This is a genomic window from Gemmatimonadota bacterium (genome assembly GCA_009835325.1).
Classification (GTDB): domain Bacteria; phylum JAAXHH01; class JAAXHH01; order JAAXHH01; family JAAXHH01; genus JAAXHH01.
Genome location: VXWP01000061.1, coordinates 16,041 through 31,796 on the forward strand (window position 1 = coordinate 16,041; position 15,756 = coordinate 31,796).

At 63.2% G+C, this 15,756-nt stretch carries 16 protein-coding genes; 8 read left to right on the forward strand and 8 right to left on the reverse strand.

All coding sequences use genetic code 11. The features are described 5' to 3' along the window. Positions 1–39: 39 nt before the first annotated feature. The 3 genes from F4Z81_07825 (at position 40) to F4Z81_07835 (ending at position 2,774) form a co-directional block, all read left to right on the forward strand. A complete protein-coding gene (locus F4Z81_07825) occupies positions 40–642 on the forward strand; it encodes an N-acetylmuramoyl-L-alanine amidase (GenBank protein ID MXW04961.1) in 603 nt (200 codons plus the stop codon). A 76-nt stretch (positions 643–718) separates the two neighbouring features. Continuing rightward, the gene (locus F4Z81_07830; GenBank protein MXW04962.1) at positions 719–1,987 is read left to right on the forward strand and encodes an L-seryl-tRNA(Sec) selenium transferase; all 1,269 of its coding nucleotides are present in this window, start codon (positions 719–721) and stop codon (positions 1,985–1,987) included. Beyond that, positions 1,941–2,774 (forward strand): glucose 1-dehydrogenase, encoded by an 834-nt coding sequence (locus F4Z81_07835; GenBank protein MXW04963.1) that lies wholly within the window; start codon positions 1,941–1,943, stop codon positions 2,772–2,774. The genes F4Z81_07830 and F4Z81_07835 overlap by 47 nt, the downstream gene beginning before the upstream one ends. Before the next feature lie 6 nt (positions 2,775–2,780). Here F4Z81_07835 and F4Z81_07840 read toward each other — a convergent pair whose 3' ends face one another. From F4Z81_07840 to F4Z81_07865, 6 genes are all read right to left on the reverse strand, one after another. Continuing rightward, the gene (locus tag F4Z81_07840) at positions 2,781–3,596 is read right to left on the reverse strand and encodes a creatininase family protein (protein ID MXW04964.1); all 816 of its coding nucleotides are present in this window, start codon (positions 3,594–3,596) and stop codon (positions 2,781–2,783) included. A 35-nt stretch (positions 3,597–3,631) separates the two neighbouring features. Continuing rightward, the gene (locus F4Z81_07845) at positions 3,632–4,447 is read right to left on the reverse strand and encodes a hypothetical protein (GenBank protein MXW04965.1); all 816 of its coding nucleotides are present in this window, start codon (positions 4,445–4,447) and stop codon (positions 3,632–3,634) included. Then, positions 4,374–5,105, reverse strand: a complete 732-nt coding sequence (locus F4Z81_07850; GenBank protein MXW04966.1) for a phytanoyl-CoA dioxygenase family protein — start codon at positions 5,103–5,105, stop codon at positions 4,374–4,376. Before F4Z81_07850 ends, F4Z81_07845 begins: the two co-directional genes overlap by 74 nt. Positions 5,106–5,137: 32 nt before the next feature. Then, complete coding sequence (locus F4Z81_07855) at positions 5,138–6,169, reverse strand: phytanoyl-CoA dioxygenase family protein (GenBank protein ID MXW04967.1); 1,032 nt, start codon at positions 6,167–6,169, stop codon at positions 5,138–5,140. A gap of 27 nt (positions 6,170–6,196) precedes the next feature. Next, positions 6,197–7,384, reverse strand: a complete 1,188-nt coding sequence (locus tag F4Z81_07860) for a mandelate racemase/muconate lactonizing enzyme family protein (protein MXW04968.1) — start codon at positions 7,382–7,384, stop codon at positions 6,197–6,199. Between the two features lie 76 nt (positions 7,385–7,460). After that, positions 7,461–8,336 (reverse strand): phytanoyl-CoA dioxygenase family protein, encoded by an 876-nt coding sequence (locus tag F4Z81_07865; GenBank protein MXW04969.1) that lies wholly within the window; start codon positions 8,334–8,336, stop codon positions 7,461–7,463. A 164-nt stretch (positions 8,337–8,500) separates the two neighbouring features. Here F4Z81_07865 and F4Z81_07870 point away from each other — a divergent pair, with 164 nt between their 5' ends. Together F4Z81_07870 and solA are read left to right on the forward strand one after the other, a co-directional pair. After that, positions 8,501–9,496 (forward strand): Gfo/Idh/MocA family oxidoreductase, encoded by a 996-nt coding sequence (locus F4Z81_07870; protein ID MXW04970.1) that lies wholly within the window; start codon positions 8,501–8,503, stop codon positions 9,494–9,496. Next, positions 9,493–10,674 (forward strand): N-methyl-L-tryptophan oxidase, encoded by a 1,182-nt coding sequence (gene solA / locus F4Z81_07875; GenBank protein MXW04971.1) that lies wholly within the window; start codon positions 9,493–9,495, stop codon positions 10,672–10,674. The genes F4Z81_07870 and solA overlap by 4 nt, the downstream gene beginning before the upstream one ends. 10 nt (positions 10,675–10,684) lie before the next feature. Here the strand turns inward: solA and F4Z81_07880 are convergent, their stop codons facing one another. Beyond that, a complete protein-coding gene (locus tag F4Z81_07880; protein MXW04972.1) occupies positions 10,685–11,872 on the reverse strand; it encodes an amidohydrolase family protein in 1,188 nt (395 codons plus the stop codon). Positions 11,873–11,895: 23 nt separating this feature from the next. After that, positions 11,896–12,897 (reverse strand): acetyl-CoA carboxylase carboxyltransferase subunit alpha, encoded by a 1,002-nt coding sequence (locus F4Z81_07885; protein ID MXW04973.1) that lies wholly within the window; start codon positions 12,895–12,897, stop codon positions 11,896–11,898. Between the two features lie 371 nt (positions 12,898–13,268). Between F4Z81_07885 and F4Z81_07890 the strand changes: the two genes are divergently transcribed. The 3 genes from F4Z81_07890 to F4Z81_07900 are packed head-to-tail and all read left to right on the forward strand — an operon-like array spanning position 13,269 to position 15,602. After that, positions 13,269–14,120 (forward strand): phytanoyl-CoA dioxygenase family protein, encoded by an 852-nt coding sequence (locus F4Z81_07890; GenBank protein MXW04974.1) that lies wholly within the window; start codon positions 13,269–13,271, stop codon positions 14,118–14,120. Continuing rightward, the gene (locus F4Z81_07895; protein ID MXW04975.1) at positions 14,120–14,725 is read left to right on the forward strand and encodes a CoA pyrophosphatase; all 606 of its coding nucleotides are present in this window, start codon (positions 14,120–14,122) and stop codon (positions 14,723–14,725) included. Before F4Z81_07890 ends, F4Z81_07895 begins: the two co-directional genes overlap by 1 nt. Next, positions 14,544–15,602, forward strand: a complete 1,059-nt coding sequence (locus F4Z81_07900; GenBank protein MXW04976.1) for a sugar phosphate isomerase/epimerase — start codon at positions 14,544–14,546, stop codon at positions 15,600–15,602. Before F4Z81_07895 ends, F4Z81_07900 begins: the two co-directional genes overlap by 182 nt. The last annotated feature ends 154 nt before the right edge of the window (positions 15,603–15,756 follow it).

A 15,756-nucleotide genomic window follows, 5' to 3' on the forward strand; every position in this document is an offset into this window, starting at 1 on the left:
GGAACGATCGAGGGACGAAAAGAACCCCCGGAAGGACACGTGCCTGACATGTCTAATGCCGCTGCAGATATACCGTTCATCCCGGCCATCTATGCTTCGAGTCGTGAAGACGCGCCGATCGATATGCTGGTGCTTCACTTTACGGACGGTCCTTCGCTGGAAGACTGCGTCGCGATCTTTCAGGACCCGGAGCGGCGCGTCAGCTGCCATTACATCGTGGGACTCGACGGCGCCGTGCTGCAGATGGTCCGCGACGAAGACTGCGCGTGGCACTGCGGGACCAGCGCGTGGCGGGGGCGGGAAGGCTGCAACCGCTGGTCGCTGGGCATCGAGATCGTGAACTGGGGACGGCTGGAGAAGAAGGACGGGAGTTTCTACTGCTGGCCGGAGGACTACGGGACGCCTTACAACGGACCATCGCCCGTTTCGGCCTCGGGAGACTGGTGGGCGCCGTATCCGTCCGGCCAGGTCGAGCAAGTCGAATCGCTGTCCGGTCGGCTCGTCGAACGCTACCGGATCCCCCTGGATCACATCGTGCGCCACAGTGACATCGCGCCGGATCGCAAGATTGATCCCGGACCCGCGTACCCCTGGAGTGCATTCAAGGCGCGGATGACCGAAGTGATCGCCGGCCGATGGTAGGCAGGAATGTCGACGCCCGAAACCAGGCTTCCACCAGCGGCATGGGCCATTACTGAGCGGACTGCCCTCATATCTTATGCCAGACCAGGTTAATCCATCAGCAGCAGGCCTTCCGGCCGGCGCGTTGACACCCGCCGTAAACGGTACGGGCGTTATACTCCATACCGGGCTGGGACGGGCCGTGCTGTCCGAGGCGGCGCGGCAGGCCGTGGCCGACGCGATCGAGGGATACTGCACGCTGGAGATCAATGCCGAGACGGGCAAGCGAGGTTCGCGTCACGACCTGGTTTCCGAGCTGCTGTGCGCCTTGACCGGAGCGGAATCGGCCATCGTAGTGAATAACAACGCCGCCGCGGTCATGCTGATCCTGCACGCCCTGGCGAGGGACCGCGAAGTCATCATCTCCCGGGGACAACTGGTGGAAATCGGAGGGTCCTTCCGCATGCCGGACGTCATGGCCGCGGGCGGAGCCCAACTCGTTGGGGTGGGAGCGACCAATCACACCGAACCGGACGACTACCGTGCGGCCATCACGGATCGCACGGCCCTCATCATGGCCGTCCACCGGAGCAACTTCGACCTCGCCGGTATGGACGTCTCGGTGTCTCTCGACGAACTGGCGTCGCTGGGCCGTGAGCGGGACATACCGGTCGTGTACGACCAGGGAAGCGGCGCCCTGATCGACCTGGCAGCGTACGGTCAGCACGGCCTGGACAGCGGATACACGGTGCGGGAAGCGCTCGACCGGGGCGTCGACGTGGTCTGCTTCAGCGGCGACAAGCTGCTGGGCGGGCCGCAGGCCGGAATCATCGCGGGCCGGAGGGATCTCCTCGACCAGATGAAGAAGGATCCGCTGATGCGGGCCTTCCGCGCGGACAAGATGGTCTACGCCGCTCTGCAGGCCACCCTGGAGTTGTTTACCGATCCGGACAGGCTTGCCGATGGCCACGCGGTTACGGGTATGATCGCCGCGTCGGCCGGGGAACTCGAATCCAGGGCGCATCGGCTCGCTGAAGGTCTCGCGGGCCGTTTCGCGCATCGCGTCGACGTGACCGTGGAGGAATCCTCCGCCGAGATCGGCGGCGGCGCCCTTCCGGTCCAGCAACTCCCGTCCCGCGTCGTGGCGCTTCGGCCCGAAGGTTGGACGAACCGGCAACTCGCCGCCGCGTTCAGACGGCAGTCGCCGCCCGTATTCGGCCGGCTGTCGGGAGATCGTTTCCTGCTCGACCTGCGTACGCTGGAGGAGCGGGTGTTCCCGGTGGTCGAATCCGCGGCCGGAGAAATCGCGGATCTGATGGATGAAGACGCGTCACCGAGCGAGAATGCGTCACGGAGCGAGGATTGAAGCGACTATGAGCGAACGATTGAAAGGCAAAGTCGTGGTCATCACCGGCGGTGGCACCGGCATAGGTCTCGGCATCGCCAGATGCTGTCTCGAAGCGGGAGCCGCCGTGATGATCGCCCAGCGCCGGATCGAAATCGCCGAGCGCGAGGCCGCACGCTTCCGGGACGAGGGTTTCACCGTTCAGGCGCAACGGTGCGACGTGCGCCGAAGAGAGGACGTCGCCGCCCTGCTGGACCAGGCGGAATCGTTGCTCGGGCCCGTGGACGTGATGGTCAATAATGCCGCGCTGACGGGAAAGTCCCTTGAACTACGGCCCTTCATGGAGGAGACGGACGAACACTGGCGCAGCGTCCTCGACATCAACCTGACCGGCGCGTTCATCGGGACGCAGGAGACGGCCCGACGGATGATCGCAAGCGGAACAAGCGGATCGATCATCAACGTCTCGTCCGTTGCCCAGTTCGCCGCGCAGGAAGGCGCCTCCGCCTACTGCGCCAGCAAGGCGGGAATGGACGGCCTCACCAAGTCCGCGGCCATCGAACTGGCGGCGCACGGCATCCGCGTGAACAGCATCGCGCCGGGCGATATTCACACGGAGCAAAGCGACCGGCCGAGGGAGGACGCGGTAGGACGGGGCGCTACGGGAAGGTTCTTCCGGGACACCCCCCTGGACCGCCGGGGAACGCCGGAGGAAATCGGCCGCGTGGCCGTGTTCCTGGCCAGCGACGAGGCGAGTTTCGTTACCGGGGCTACGTGGCTGGTGGACGGGGGATTCCTGAGTTATTAAAGGGATTCACCACCGTATTCCGCGCTGCACCGGCCCCGTGTGCTGATCGCTGCGCTGCTCGATCGGCCACTTCTCGATATCGTCGACCAGCTCAATCAGGCCTTCCACGGACGCGTCGAAGATAATCCTGCCCTTCTCGGCCGTCGCCGGCGTCGGGTCGCCGTGGACCCCCAGGCCCGTCCATCTTCCCCAGAAATCATTGAATCGCACCGTCCCCGTGCTGTCGGAGGAGAAGTACTTCCCCACCCGGTCCATGTCCGGCGCGGCCTTGTCCATCTTTACGCGATCGCCGGCCAGGTGCAGGTACAGGGACGTCTCCAGTTCGTCGGCGTGAGCCAACACCTCCGATTCCCTGACTTCGTTGAAGGCATCGATCAGGAAGGTGAAGTAGTTGGCAGCGAAACACAGCGACTCCGTGGCAAGCACCGTCTTCCGGGCGATCAGGTCGATCATCGGCGCGTTGGAGCCATGGCCGTTTACAATCAGGATCTTCTCGAAGCCGTGGTAGGCCACGCTCTTGGTGATGTTCAGGCAGAAGGCGATGAAAACCTCGGGCTCTATGTGGATCGTGCCCGGGAAGTCGATGTGGTGCAGGTTCAGCCCGTAGGAGACCGTGGGCAGGACGAGGACGCGGTCGGGGATGCGCCGTCCCAGTTCATGGCAGACCGATTCGACCAGGAAGGCGTCCGTGTCCAGCGGCAGGTGCTTGCCGTGTTGCTCGGTGGAACCCGTGGGCAGGACCACCACCTTCTGCATGGCGATCGCCTCGTTCATGTCCTCCCAGGTCAGCCGGTTGTAACGGTATTCATCCCGCACGTTCATTTCTTTTCTCCTGTGATTCGGCGCTGCGGCATTACTCACGCTTCAGGAATCTCTAAAGGCGTACGCTTGCCGACACTCGGCGGGCGCAGCAGGTCGCGCTGCAGGTCGTTGGCGGCCATTTCGCGCGCTTCGTCCAGCCGATCGACGGTCGCCCAGGAGGAATAACCGGGAGAGTACTTGTACAGCAAGGCGCGCCGCCGCCGATCGGAAGTCCACGTGGTGGTGCCGTGGACCAGCGCTTCGGTGAAGATGAGCATGTCCCCCGCCATGAAGGAGGGGTTCGCGACGAGGTGGGAATCCACGGGCGGGCGGTAACGGAAGCTGGCCTTGTGACTGCCCGGGACGCAGATGAGCCCTCCGTCGCCGGGATGGACGTCCTCCAAAGCGTACATGACCACGATCAGGCCGTTGTACATCTGCCCGTCGAACCACTGGTACTGGTGCTCACCGTGGTCATGTCTGAGGCCGCCGTGAAGGTTCGGCCGCACGTGACCCCGCTCCACGGACTGCCGGTCCATCTGAAGCCCGTAAGCGTGGTCCAGCCGCAGCCATTGTCCGATCATCGTGCGGATGATACGCAGCGTAGGGGGATGAGCCATGAGTTCCATGAAAACCGGATCGAGCAGGAGAAAATCGAAACCGTGGGTCTCTTCAGGGAGGTGACTGTCCAGAATCCCGTTCATGTGGCCGACCTGGTCCCGGGTCAGCATGTCCTTATAGACGATGTATCCGTTGAGGTCGAATTCGAAGATCTCGGCTTCAGTCATGGATTTCTCCTCACGCATCCGGGATTTCCACCGGCGTCCGGCCCTCGATGCTGGGCGCTCTGAGCAGGTCGCGCTGCAGGTCATTGGCGGCGAGCGCCTGCAGTTTCTCCCAGTTCTCCGGAATCGCCCACGTGGAATGTCCTGGAGAGTACTTGTACAGCAGGGAGCGCCGCTTGTCCGCCGAGGTCCACGTGTCGGTCCCGTGGACCAGCGCTTCCGTGAAGATCAGCATGTCGCCGGCCTTGAAGGTGGGATTCACGACGAAGTGCGAGTCCACCGCCGGTTTGAAGTCCATGTTGGTCTTGTGGCTCCCCGGCACGCAGATGAAACCGCCGTCGCCGGGGTTGACGTCTTTGAGCGCATACATGACGACAGTCAGCCCATTGTACATCTTTCCATTGAACCACTGGTAGTGGTGTTCGCCGTTGTCTTCCAGCGGTCCGCCGTGGAGGTTTGGCCTTATATCGCCCCGCTCTTCGGAGCGCGTATCCATCTGGAGCCCGTAAGCGTGGTCCAGACGCATCCATCCACCGATCATCGTTTTAAGGATGTTCAGCGTCCGGGGCAGGGCCATGACCTCCATGAACATGGGGTCGAGTTCAAGAAAACGGAAATTGTAGGATTCATCGGTGAGGTGCTGATCGAGCACCCCGTTCATATGGTCGACCTGGTCCGGGGTCAGCACATTCCGGTACATGATGTAACCGTTGAGGTCGAATTCGAAGATCTCGGCTTCGTTCATGGATGCCTCCTGAACCCTCGTCTAACGCATGCTTACTCCAGGGCCCCTGGTTGGTCTCCCTCCGCCACAACCGGCGATCCCACCGCGCCGAAGGGCAGCCTGTTCCTTCTTTTCCATCGCCTCCATTCCCTGGCTCTCTTTTTCTTCATCTGCCCTTCCGCCCATGTTTCCAGGGGTACGTCACCGGGTTCGGGACGCCAGTACCTGGAAGCTGGATGGGCCGGGTCGCCGTCCTGGTAGACTACGCCATCCTCCGTGGTGTTGGAGCCCAGAAGCTGACGCTGGACCGGCGTACATCGCGCTAGCAATTCAGGATCCTGTCGGTCGTAGTCCCCGGGGCGCGCCCAGCGGTAGTTGTATCCGTAGTAGAGGCACTTGCGCGTACGATCGGACAGGTTGGGCGTCAGGCAATGCCACAGGGCCGTGCGCCAGACCATGGCGGTCCCCGGACGGACGTTCACCTCGACGATGTCCTCCGGGTCGATGTGGTAATCCGGATCGTGAATCAGTTCAGGCGAACGGAGGTGGCTGCCGCGTACGACGCAGATGGCGCCGCTGTTGTGCTCGGTGAGATCGGTGAGGTAGTACCCGACCTTGACCTCTAAGAAAGGGACGACGCCGTTCGTGATCGGGTAGCCGTAGTTGGGTGCGTCGGAGTGCCAGGGGAAGAAACTGCCGGACACCCCCAGTTCTGTTTCTTCGTGGTCTTTCATAGGCGGTCGCACGTCCACGTGAGAAGTCCGGATCTGGATGTTGACGCCCATGACGTCCACGACCATCGGCAGGATCTTCGGATATTCGATCAACGCGAAGAGCTCGTCGTGGTGGGCCAGGGCATTGCGGATCTGGTACGCGGCGTCCGGAGCGGTCCCATGCGACTTGCGGTGTTTCTCATTAAGCTCTTCGACGACGCCGATCAACCGGTCGACATGGTCCGGCGAGAGGGCGTCCTCGATCAGGATGAAGCCGTCTTCGTCGAATTGTTGCCGCTGCGATTCGGTGAGCGCCAGGTAAGGTTCAGGTTCAAAGGGGTCAGGCGCGGCCTGGACAGCGGGAATAGTCATCGTTTACTCCTTCCGTCCATCGGACGATCAACTCCACAGGCGGTCGTGAGACCGTAACGCGTTCCACTCGTCGGTGGGTTCGAAGTAACCGGGATCCTTCTCGCTGATGTGCTCGCGTATGGCCTCTTCGTTCAGCTCGATCCCCAGGCCCGGCGCGTCCGGCACCGTCATGTATCCGTCCTGGACCGACGGATTCGGCAGACCGGTCACCAGGTCGTCCCACCAGGGCACGTCCACGTGGTGGTGCTCCAGGGCGATGAAGTTCTCCGTGGCCGCGGCGCAGTGCACGCTGGCCATCTGGGCGATGGGCATGGCGGACATGTGCAGCGCCATGGAAATACCGTATTCCTGGGCCGTATCGCCGATCTTCTTGGTTTCCAGTATTCCGCCCGAAGTGGCCAGGTCGGGATGGCACACGGATATGGCCCGTTTTTCGAAGAGTTCCATGAACCCTTCCCGGAGATAGATATCCTCGCCTGTGCAGATCGGCGTGTCGCAGGCGTCACGCAGGCGGACGTACTGCTCGGTGAACTGCCACGGGACCATGTCCTCGTACCAGGCCAGGTTGTACCGGTCCAGCGCCTTGCCCAGTCGGATGCAGTCCTCTACGCCGATGTGCCCGAAGTGGTCGACGGCCAGCGGGATCTCGTAACCGACGATATCCCGAACCCCGGCGACATAGTCCGACAGCAGGCCGATGCCTTTGTCCGTCAGCCTGATGCCCGTGAAGGGATGCATGATGTGGAGGGTATCCAGCATCCCGGCGGGAGCCGACAGCGTACCGGGTATGTCCTTTAAAAGGCCGATGCCCACGTCCATCTTCAGAAAGGTAAACCCCCGGTCCATGCGTTCCTTCAGGCGGTGCCCCATCTCTTCGGCATCCGGGGTCGACGTCGTATCGCAGTAAATACGAACGCGGTCTCGGAATTTGCCGCCCGCCAGTTGATAGGCCGGCACGCCGTAGGCCTTGCCCGCGAGGTCCATGAGGGCCATCTCGACGGCGCATACGCCGCCGGCCTGCCGGGCGTGGTGGCCAAACTGCCGAATCTTTCTGAAGATCCTGTCGACGTCGCAGGGGTTTTCGCCCAGGATGCGCGACTTGAGGGCCAGGGCGTAGGTCTTGCTGGCGCCGTCCCGCACCTCTCCGAGGCCGTGGATGTCCTGGTTAGTATCGAGCCTGATGATCGTTGATGCGCCGATCGTCACGGTGCGCATGTCGGTGATGCGCAATGCGCCGGGACGGGAAGCGGTGTGGACGTTACTGGCTAGTTCCGGTGTTTCTGGCACGGATTCAACCCGTTTCCCGGCGTTGTCCGCCGTTCGGAGTTTCCTCGGACCAGCGCGCCGGCGGTTCGACCGGGCCGTGATCCCACACGGTGGGGAAGTAATGACCGGTCAGCAGATCGCCGGGTTCGACGTCGACCCGCCGCTCCATGATATGGGTCCGGGTGGGCTGGTACCTCGTCCATCCGGGCATGTAATGCACCGCGATGGCCGGCCGGCCGTTGTCGGACGGATTGGGCGGGCTGCCGTGCCAGGTCAGGCAGTGGTGGAACATGCACTCGCCTTTCCTTACCTCGCAGGGGACGATCTCGACCTCTTCGTCATCCGGGATGAGGGACCGGTCGGGTTCCGGCGTAAAGCCGTCTTCGTTCGTCCCTATCGTGCCGCCCTTGTGGGGCCCCCAGTGGTGGCTGCGCGGCACCATGCGCATGCAGCCGTTCTCGATGGTGGCGTCGTCCAGGGCCACCCAGGCGCTCACCAGGTCGGCCGGCTGGATGATCGGCCAGTAGGGATGATCCTGGTGCCAGTCGGTTGCCCCGCCTCGCCGGGGCGGCTTGTACTGGATCTGGTCGTGCCACACCCGCAGCACGTCGGTACCGATCAGGTCGCATGCCATCCGGCAGATCTCCGGGTGGTAGAGGTGGACCCTGAACCCGTCGTCAGCTTGCCAGGTGTTGACCACCTGGATCACCACGTCCCGTTCCGCCTCCAGATCCTCGCCGGCTATATTCCGAACCGCCTCGGCCCTGCCGCGGGAAGTGCCCGCGATGACGGTCATCAGACGGTCCCGCAGGGCGTCCGCCTCATCATCGGCGTAAACGCGGCCGACGTTGAGAAATCCTGCCGCTCTGAACTCGTCGATCTGTGCCTGGGTCAGGGACACGCTTCGGCTCCCGGTTTGTGGAAAGATTGGAGCGAACGTAGCGGAAACGGCGTCTGATGTCAAGCCTGATGTCCACCCGATTTCGCTTGACGATACCACGGTCGTTGATTACTTCCCGGAAACACCGGAAACGATACGATTCCACGTAAACAGGGGAACCCCCAATGGCGATACGCATGGCGCAGTACGGCACCGGTCACGGGCATGCCGCCGGCAAGCTTCAATCCATGTCGACCCATCCCGATGTCGAGTGCGTCGGGGTCTATGAGCCGGATGCGGCGCGAAGGTCCGCCCTGGAGCATGCCGACGGGCCCTATGCGGACGTTCGATGGTTCGACAGCGTGGAGGACATGCTGGGTGATCCGGCTATCGTTGCCGTGGCTTCGGAAGGCCGCAACGACGAAAGCCTGGCCCAGACGGAGGAGATCGTCCGCGCCAGCAAGCATGCCTGGTACGACAAGCCCGCCGGCGACGACTGGCCGGCCTGGCAGCGGGTAGTCGGCCTGGCCGAAAAGGCGGACCTGCAGGTGCAGATGGGGTACATGTTCCGGTATCACGACGGGTTCCGCAAGATCGCCGACTGGGCCCGATCGGGCATGCTGGGCCGCGTGTTTTCGATCCGGGCACACATGTCGACCAACGTCCCCGTTTCGTCCCGCGTGGTGATCAGCGCCCATCGGGGTGGCATTTTCTACGACCTGGCCGGCCACATGCTCGACCAGGTGGTCTGGACCCTGGGCCGGCCGTCCAGGGTGACCGCCTTTTTACGCAACGAGACCGGGGAAGTGCCCGCCTTCGCGGATAACGGCCTGGGGGTGTTCGAATACGAGCACGCCATGGCCACCGTGGATATCGCCGCCATGGAACCTTCTCCGCCCGCCCGCCGATACGAGGTATACGGAACGGAGGGCAGCGCCATCCTCATCGAACCCTTCGAACCGGGCGCGGAAATCCGGCTGGTCCTGACCGAAGCCCGGGACGGTTATCCAGCGGGCGAATCCCGGGTACCCGTGACGGGCCGCAGCCGCCAGGCGCTATATGACCTCGAACTGGCGTCGTTCCTGAAGACGATCTCCGGTGAACAGCCGCCGGACCGTCCCCTTGACCACGAGCTGCTCGTGCAGGAGACCTTGCTCCGCGCGACACGAGGCCTGTCGTGAGTCCGCGGTCCGCAAAGTCCGTGCATTACGACGCGATCGTGGTCGGCGGCGGCATCGTCGGCGTCTCGACGGCCTACGTCCTGGTCCGCCGCGGGCTGAGCGTCCTCCTGCTGGAACGATACGCGCCCGTCCACGAACACGGCAGTTCGCACGGTGACAGCCGGATGATCCGTTTCGATTACGAAGAGAACGTGTACGTCGAAATGGCGGCGCGCGCCTTCCGGGCCTGGGAGGATCTCGCGAAACGCCTGGGCCGGCCGGTGTTCAAACGGACCGGCATCTGTAATCTGGCGCCTGCCGGCGCGGAGGTGCTGGAGACGCTGGAGACCCGGCTGCGGGACTGCGAACTTCCCTACGAACGGTTGGCAGGCGCCACTTTTTCGCACCGCTTCCCTCAGCTAAGCCTGCCACCGCAAAGTGAAGCCATCTACCAACCCGACAGCGCGGTGCTCTTCGCCGACGAGGTGGTACGGAGCCTGTGGGACTGCGTCGTGGAAGACGGCGTGGACGCCCTGACGGAGACGGAAGTCGCTTCGATCGTCCCGGCCGAAGAGCGCGTAGAGGTCACGGCTTCGGACGGACGGTCCTGGTCAGGTACCCGCCTCGTGCTGGCAACCGGCAGCTGGACGGACCGGTGGCTGAACGCGCTGGGCGTCGAGGTCGAACTAGTGGTGACGCGGGAGTTGCTGGCCTACTTTCCTCAGGCCGGGTCGGTTCCGCATGAAGCGGGCGCGATGCCGAACGTGATCGACTACCACACCCCCGATCCCTTCTACTGCGTGCCCCAGGTGCGGGTACCGGGCGTCAAGGCCGGCTGCCACCGAACCGGCCGGGTCGTCGAGGCGGACGACCCCGAAGTAGTGGACGACGCCAATCTTGCTGCGGTGCGGGAATTCGTCGGACGTAGGTGCCCCCACCTGTCCCGGGATCCCGTCGCGGTGAAACACTGCCTGTACACCAACTCGGCGGACTTCCACTTCATCCTGGACCGGCATCCCGATCATGCGAACGTGGTCCTGGCGGCGGGGTTTTCGGGCCACGGGTTCAAGTTCGGTCCCGTGCTGGGCGAGATCCTGGCCGCCCGGCTGTTCGACGAAACGCCGCCCGTCGACACGAGCCTGTTCGGTCTGCAGAGGTTCAGCAGCCGGAGGGTGCTCAAGCCTCGAACGCTCGCGTAGTTTTTTCGGTTCACTCAACCCGCCGGCCGTCCTTGAACACGCCGACGATCCGGCGGATGGCGCTGATGTCCTGCAGCGGATCTCCATCGACCGCAAGGATGTCGGCGTGTTTCCCCGGTTCAATAGTACCGACCTGATCGGCCATTCCGAGCATCTCGGCGGCCCGGCTCGTGGAAGCGATGATGGCGCCCATGGGTGAAAAGCCGCAGCACTTGACGGCGATGACGAGGCCACCGCCGAAATCCTCGAAGCGCGTGTCCGGAACACCCGCATCGCTGGATATGACCATGCGTACGCCTGCCTCCAGCGTCCGGCGCAGCAAGTCGAATCGCTCGCCGTACTCGCTGTTCATCAACGCTTCCACTTCCTCGGACGAACCGGTCCTCGGCCCCGTGATCGTGTGGCTGACGTAAAGGCCCTTCTGCCGGATAAGGTCGACGGCATCCCCGTCGTAACGGTGGCCCTCTTCCTCCCCCATCCACGAACAGTGCTCAATGCTGTCGGTGCCCGCAATGGCACAGTTCATGATGCCTTCGGTGCCGTGGGCGTGGGCGGCGACTTTCCTGCCCAGACGATGGGCGTCCTGGACGAGGGCCGTCAGGGTCTCCGCCGAATACTGGGCGCGGCGCACGTTGCTGTCCGGAGTCAGGCCGCCGCCGGTGGCGCAGACCTTGACCCAGTCCACGCCCATGGAGACCACCGTGCGCACGGCCTTCAGCACCTCCTCCGTGCTGTCCGCGCTGATCCCCATGTAGTTAAGGTGCCCCGCCGTCGTGGTAATGGGCAGGCCGCAGGCGAGTATGCGCGGGCCGTCCAGGTGACCCCCGTCGATAGCCCGCTTCAGGGTCAGGGTCACGCCGAACACGTCGGCGCAGTCCCGGACGGTCGTCACCCCGCCCCGCAAGACCCGTCGGGCGTTCCCGGCGGCCTCGACCACGGACTCCACGGCACTCTTGTGCGCCAGGGAGGTGACGCAGTCCTCCCGCGCGTTCATGACGAGATGTACGTGGGTATCGATAAGGCCGGGGAGAAGTGTGGCCGTACCGAGGTCGACGACCTCCGCGTCGCCGGGAATGGAAAGGCTGTCGCGGGAGCCGACGGCCAGGATCCGGTTGCCGTCCACGAGGATCAGCCCGTAAGGAATGGGCGTCGCGCCCTTCCCGTCGATGATCGAGCCGCCAGTGATGGCCTTTAGCAAGGATCCCGCTCCCGGGTTCCGGCTTACGACGGATCGTCCGCGGCAGGTGCTACATCGAAGGCGCCCATGCTGCTGTACTTCTCCAGCCGGGCTTCCAGGCGATCCTCGACGGACTGCGTGCCCGCCTCGTGCAACGCCTTGAGGATGGATTTTCTGACGTTCGAAATGGCCGTTTCGTGGTCGCGGTGCGCGCCGCCGAAGGGTTCGGGCACGATTTCGTCGATGACGCCGAACTGAAGCAGGTCGGTGGCCGAAAGCCGCAGGGCTTCCGCGCAGTCGGCCTTGCGGGCGGCCGCCTTCTCCTGGTCCTTCCAGAGTATGGTGGAACAGGGTTCGGGGCTGATGACCGAATACCAGGCGTTCTCCATCATGATGACGCGGTCGCCCACGCCGATGCCCAGTGCCCCGCCGCTGGCGCCTTCGCCGATCACCATGACGATGATCGGCACGCGAAGCCTTCCCATCTCGTAGATGTTCCGGGCGATCGCCTCCGCCTGGCCCCGTTCCTCGGCCCCCGCGCCGGGATAGGCTCCGGGGGTATCGACCAGGGACAGGACCGGCATGTCGAACTTCTCGGCCAGCTTCATGATGCGCAGGGCCTTGCGATATCCCTCGGGACCCGCCATGCCGAAGTTACGCATCACGTTTTCCTTGGTGTTCTTCCCCTTCTGGTGTCCCACCACGGCGATCGGCCGACCATCCATTTTCGCCAGCCCCGTGACCATGGCCTTGTCATCCCCGAAGGACCGGTCGCCATGCAGTTCGACGAAATCCTCCATCATCCCGTTGATGTAGTCGAGCGTGTGGGGTCGGTTCGGATGGCGGGCGATGAGCACGCGCTGCCAACGGGTCAGGTTGGAATAGGTCTTCCGCCGCTGCCGGGCCACTTCCTCTTCCAGGCGCTGGATCTCGTCGGCCAGGGCATCGAGGTTCTCGGTCACCGCATAGTTTCTCATCTCCTCTATGCGCTTCTCAAGCTCGTAGATCGGTTTTTCGAATTCGAGGATCGGTCCGTTCTCATCCATGACATGCTCCAGGAGCTGCAAACCGGCCTTCATAAACGGTAATCGCGGCGGACCCATGATATTCAAGCAGTCCCGCCGCGTTCCTTCAAATAAAGATCAACCGGTACGACCTGTCAAGGGCGGGAACCGGACGGTGACTGGGCGGGGACCGATCGAATGGACGCAGCCTGTTCTCCGGTAAACGTCAAATGCATTCAAAACGTTCCCGGTTACCGATCGCTCGATCGACCGCCCGCGCCCCCGGCAACGGGCCAAACCCCTTGACATCCAGGTTGCGGCCTGTTAGTTGACCGGTGCCCGGAACGGGTTGGAGCGTCGCCGGTTGATATGTGCCGGTTGGCGTATCATACCGGGCGAAAGGATCTACGGCCATGACTGCAGTTGAACGCACCGATGCTGATGGACTCGCGACCCCGTACCCGCTGTCCGCGGAACACGTGCGGCAGTACCGGGAAAACGGCCACGTGCATCTCCGGGACGTCTGTACAAAGAGCGAAATCGCCGAGTACCGCGAGGTGTTTAAGTCGGTCACCTCCGAACGGTTCGCCGATACAAGCAAGATGAGCGACCGGCCGGCGGACGATTTCTCCCGCGTATTCCTGCAGACGTTCAACCTGAGGGAGGCGGACGAGCGCGCGGCCCGGTTCATTCAGTCCCCCCGTTTCGGAAAGATCGCGGCCGACCTCATGGGCATGGATGCAGTTCGTATTTACTATGACAAGGCCATGTTCAAGGAACCCGAAAGCTGGATCACGCCCTGGCACCAGGATGGTCCGCACTGGCCGCTGTGCTCGGACCACGTCCTCACCATGTGGATCCCCCTCGTGGACGTCGTCATCGACATGGGACCGCCCCGCTTCGCGAGCGGTACCCACAGAGAAAGAGTCTTGGGCCCCAGGGGGATACACCACGAGTCGGAATCGTTTTTCGGGGACTACATCCGCACGAACCGGGTACCTGTCGTTGAAGAGGAAATCCCTGCCGGAGACGCGACCCTGCACAGCCACTGGGTGGTTCATGGCGCGCGGGCCAACATGTCGGGGCGTGTCCGAGAAGCGCTGGGTATCACGTTTTACGAGGACGGTCTTCCCATCGACGATTCCGCGTGCAGTGTGGAGAACCGGCCGGTCATCGATGCGAACCTGGGAAACCGGCGTCCCGGCCAGCGGGCCGATCATCCGCGCAACCAGGTCGTGTTCTCCCGCTCCTGGACGGTGCTTTGATGCAGGCAGAAAACCTGGTTGAAAAGCTGCGTAAACGGCGGAGCAGGCTGCTCGATCCCGAAGCCGGCGCGCTTACGGCGGCCGTAGCGGTCCTTCTCCGCGGAACGGTCGGGGGAATGGAATTGCTCTTCCTCCAGCGTGCGCAACGCGAGGGCGATCCCTGGTCCGGCCATGTCAGCTTTCCCGGCGGGAAGATCGAAGCTTCCGACGAAAGCCCGCGGCACACGGCCATCCGGGAAACGCGTGAAGAAACGGCCATCGATCTCGACCATGCGGATTTCGTCTGCCGCCTCGACGACCAGGCTACCCATCTCAGCAAGGTGCATGTCGCCGGCTACGTGTTCTACCTGGCGAACGGGTCCGAACCGACCCTCAACCACGAAATCCGGAACGCATTCTGGTTCCCGCTTTCCGATCTGATGGATGAAAACCGGTACGTTACGACGACGGTCACGGGCGAATGGGGGGCAAGGGAAGTATGCGCCATCGAGGTGCTTGATGGCGAAGGCCCCGTGCTCTGGGGCCTCACGTATCGTTTCACCGCCCAGGTGCTGGCCTGTGCCGGCCACGAGTTGCCGGGCGGATCCGAAGTACAGCTGCGTTAGACCTCAAGGGGTCACCGCGTCAACCTTCAACATGCAGAGGCTTATGACCATGGAACTCTCGTTGTCCGTAAGGGTCGCCGAATCCGTCTTGAACAAGGAAGAAGCCAACCGATCCATGGAACACCTGGCCGACCTGGCTCGGGAGATCGGATATTCCGCCATGTGCATGCGGGCGTCCCAGGCGGGCATAAAGTCGCCGTTGGAACAAATCACCGCGGTCCGGAAGGTGCTCGACGATCGGGGTCTGCCCGTTTCCATGATCACAGGAGACATCCCCATACCCGCGAACGACGAACACGCCCCGGACGCCCTCCGGAACATCACGCCCTACCTGGACCTGGCCGAATTGCTGGACGCCGACCTGATCCGGATCGGCATGAAGACGGAGGAAGATATCGCCTGGGCGCGGTGGGCCTCGGACGAGGCGGACGAACGGGACATCCGGCTGGCCCACCAGTCCCACACCCGCAGCCTGTTCGAAACCGTGGAGGAGTCCGTCTCCGTGCTGAAGCAGGTGGGACGAGAGAACTTCGGCATCATCTACGAACCGGCTAATCTCGACCTGTGCGGCCAGGACTACGGGCCGGAAACGATCAAGCGGTTCGAGCCCTGGCTCTTCAACGTCTATCTGCAGAATCACCGATTGAACCCCAAGGGCTCCATGACCCTGAATACCTGGGTACGGGGCCCCGCGCCCCACGACCCGGTGCCCCTCCAGGAAACGGGCGGGATCGACTTTCCCATCATCATGCGGACGCTCGAAGAGATCGGTTACGAAGGCTATGTCACCGTGCACCAGGCCTTCGCCGAGCTCATGGAACCCGAAGACGCCGCCCGCCAGAGCTACGAATACCTGACTTCCATTGCGGACTTCTGACTTCAGGTGACGAAGTTGAATTTAAGTTCGAGGTCGCATCGCGTTATTCCTACTCTTCCTGTTGTTTGATGGCATTCCACACACCAGGCGGATTGCAGGGTCCGGCCGCCGGACTGCCGAAGACAACATCCAATGGAGTAGATCAATACAAGCA

Bases quoted from the DNA above. Each gene is read 5' to 3' on its own strand.
- F4Z81_07845 (MXW04965.1), bottom strand. From the start codon at position 4,447: ATGACCTGCAGCGCGACCTGCTCAGAGCGCCCAGCATCGAGGGCCGGA.
- F4Z81_07855 (MXW04967.1), bottom strand. From the start codon at position 6,169: ATGACTATTCCCGCTGTCCAGGCCGCGCCTGACCCCTTTGAACCTGAA.
- F4Z81_07860 (MXW04968.1), bottom strand. From the start codon at position 7,384: ATGCGCACCGTGACGATCGGCGCATCAACGATCATCAGGCTCGATACT.
- F4Z81_07830 (MXW04962.1), top strand. From the start codon at position 719: ATGCCAGACCAGGTTAATCCATCAGCAGCAGGCCTTCCGGCCGGCGCG.
- F4Z81_07885 (MXW04973.1), bottom strand. From the start codon at position 12,897: ATGGATGAGAACGGACCGATCCTCGAATTCGAAAAACCGATCTACGAG.
- F4Z81_07895 (MXW04975.1), top strand. From the start codon at position 14,120: ATGCAGGCAGAAAACCTGGTTGAAAAGCTGCGTAAACGGCGGAGCAGG.
- F4Z81_07900 (MXW04976.1), top strand. From the start codon at position 14,544: ATGAAAACCGGTACGTTACGACGACGGTCACGGGCGAATGGGGGGCAA.
- F4Z81_07850 (MXW04966.1), bottom strand. From the start codon at position 5,105: ATGAACGAAGCCGAGATCTTCGAATTCGACCTCAACGGTTACATCATG.
- F4Z81_07835 (MXW04963.1), top strand. From the start codon at position 1,941: ATGAAGACGCGTCACCGAGCGAGAATGCGTCACGGAGCGAGGATTGAA.
- F4Z81_07890 (MXW04974.1), top strand. From the start codon at position 13,269: ATGACTGCAGTTGAACGCACCGATGCTGATGGACTCGCGACCCCGTAC.
- F4Z81_07840 (MXW04964.1), bottom strand. From the start codon at position 3,596: ATGAACGTGCGGGATGAATACCGTTACAACCGGCTGACCTGGGAGGAC.
- F4Z81_07870 (MXW04970.1), top strand. From the start codon at position 8,501: ATGGCGATACGCATGGCGCAGTACGGCACCGGTCACGGGCATGCCGCC.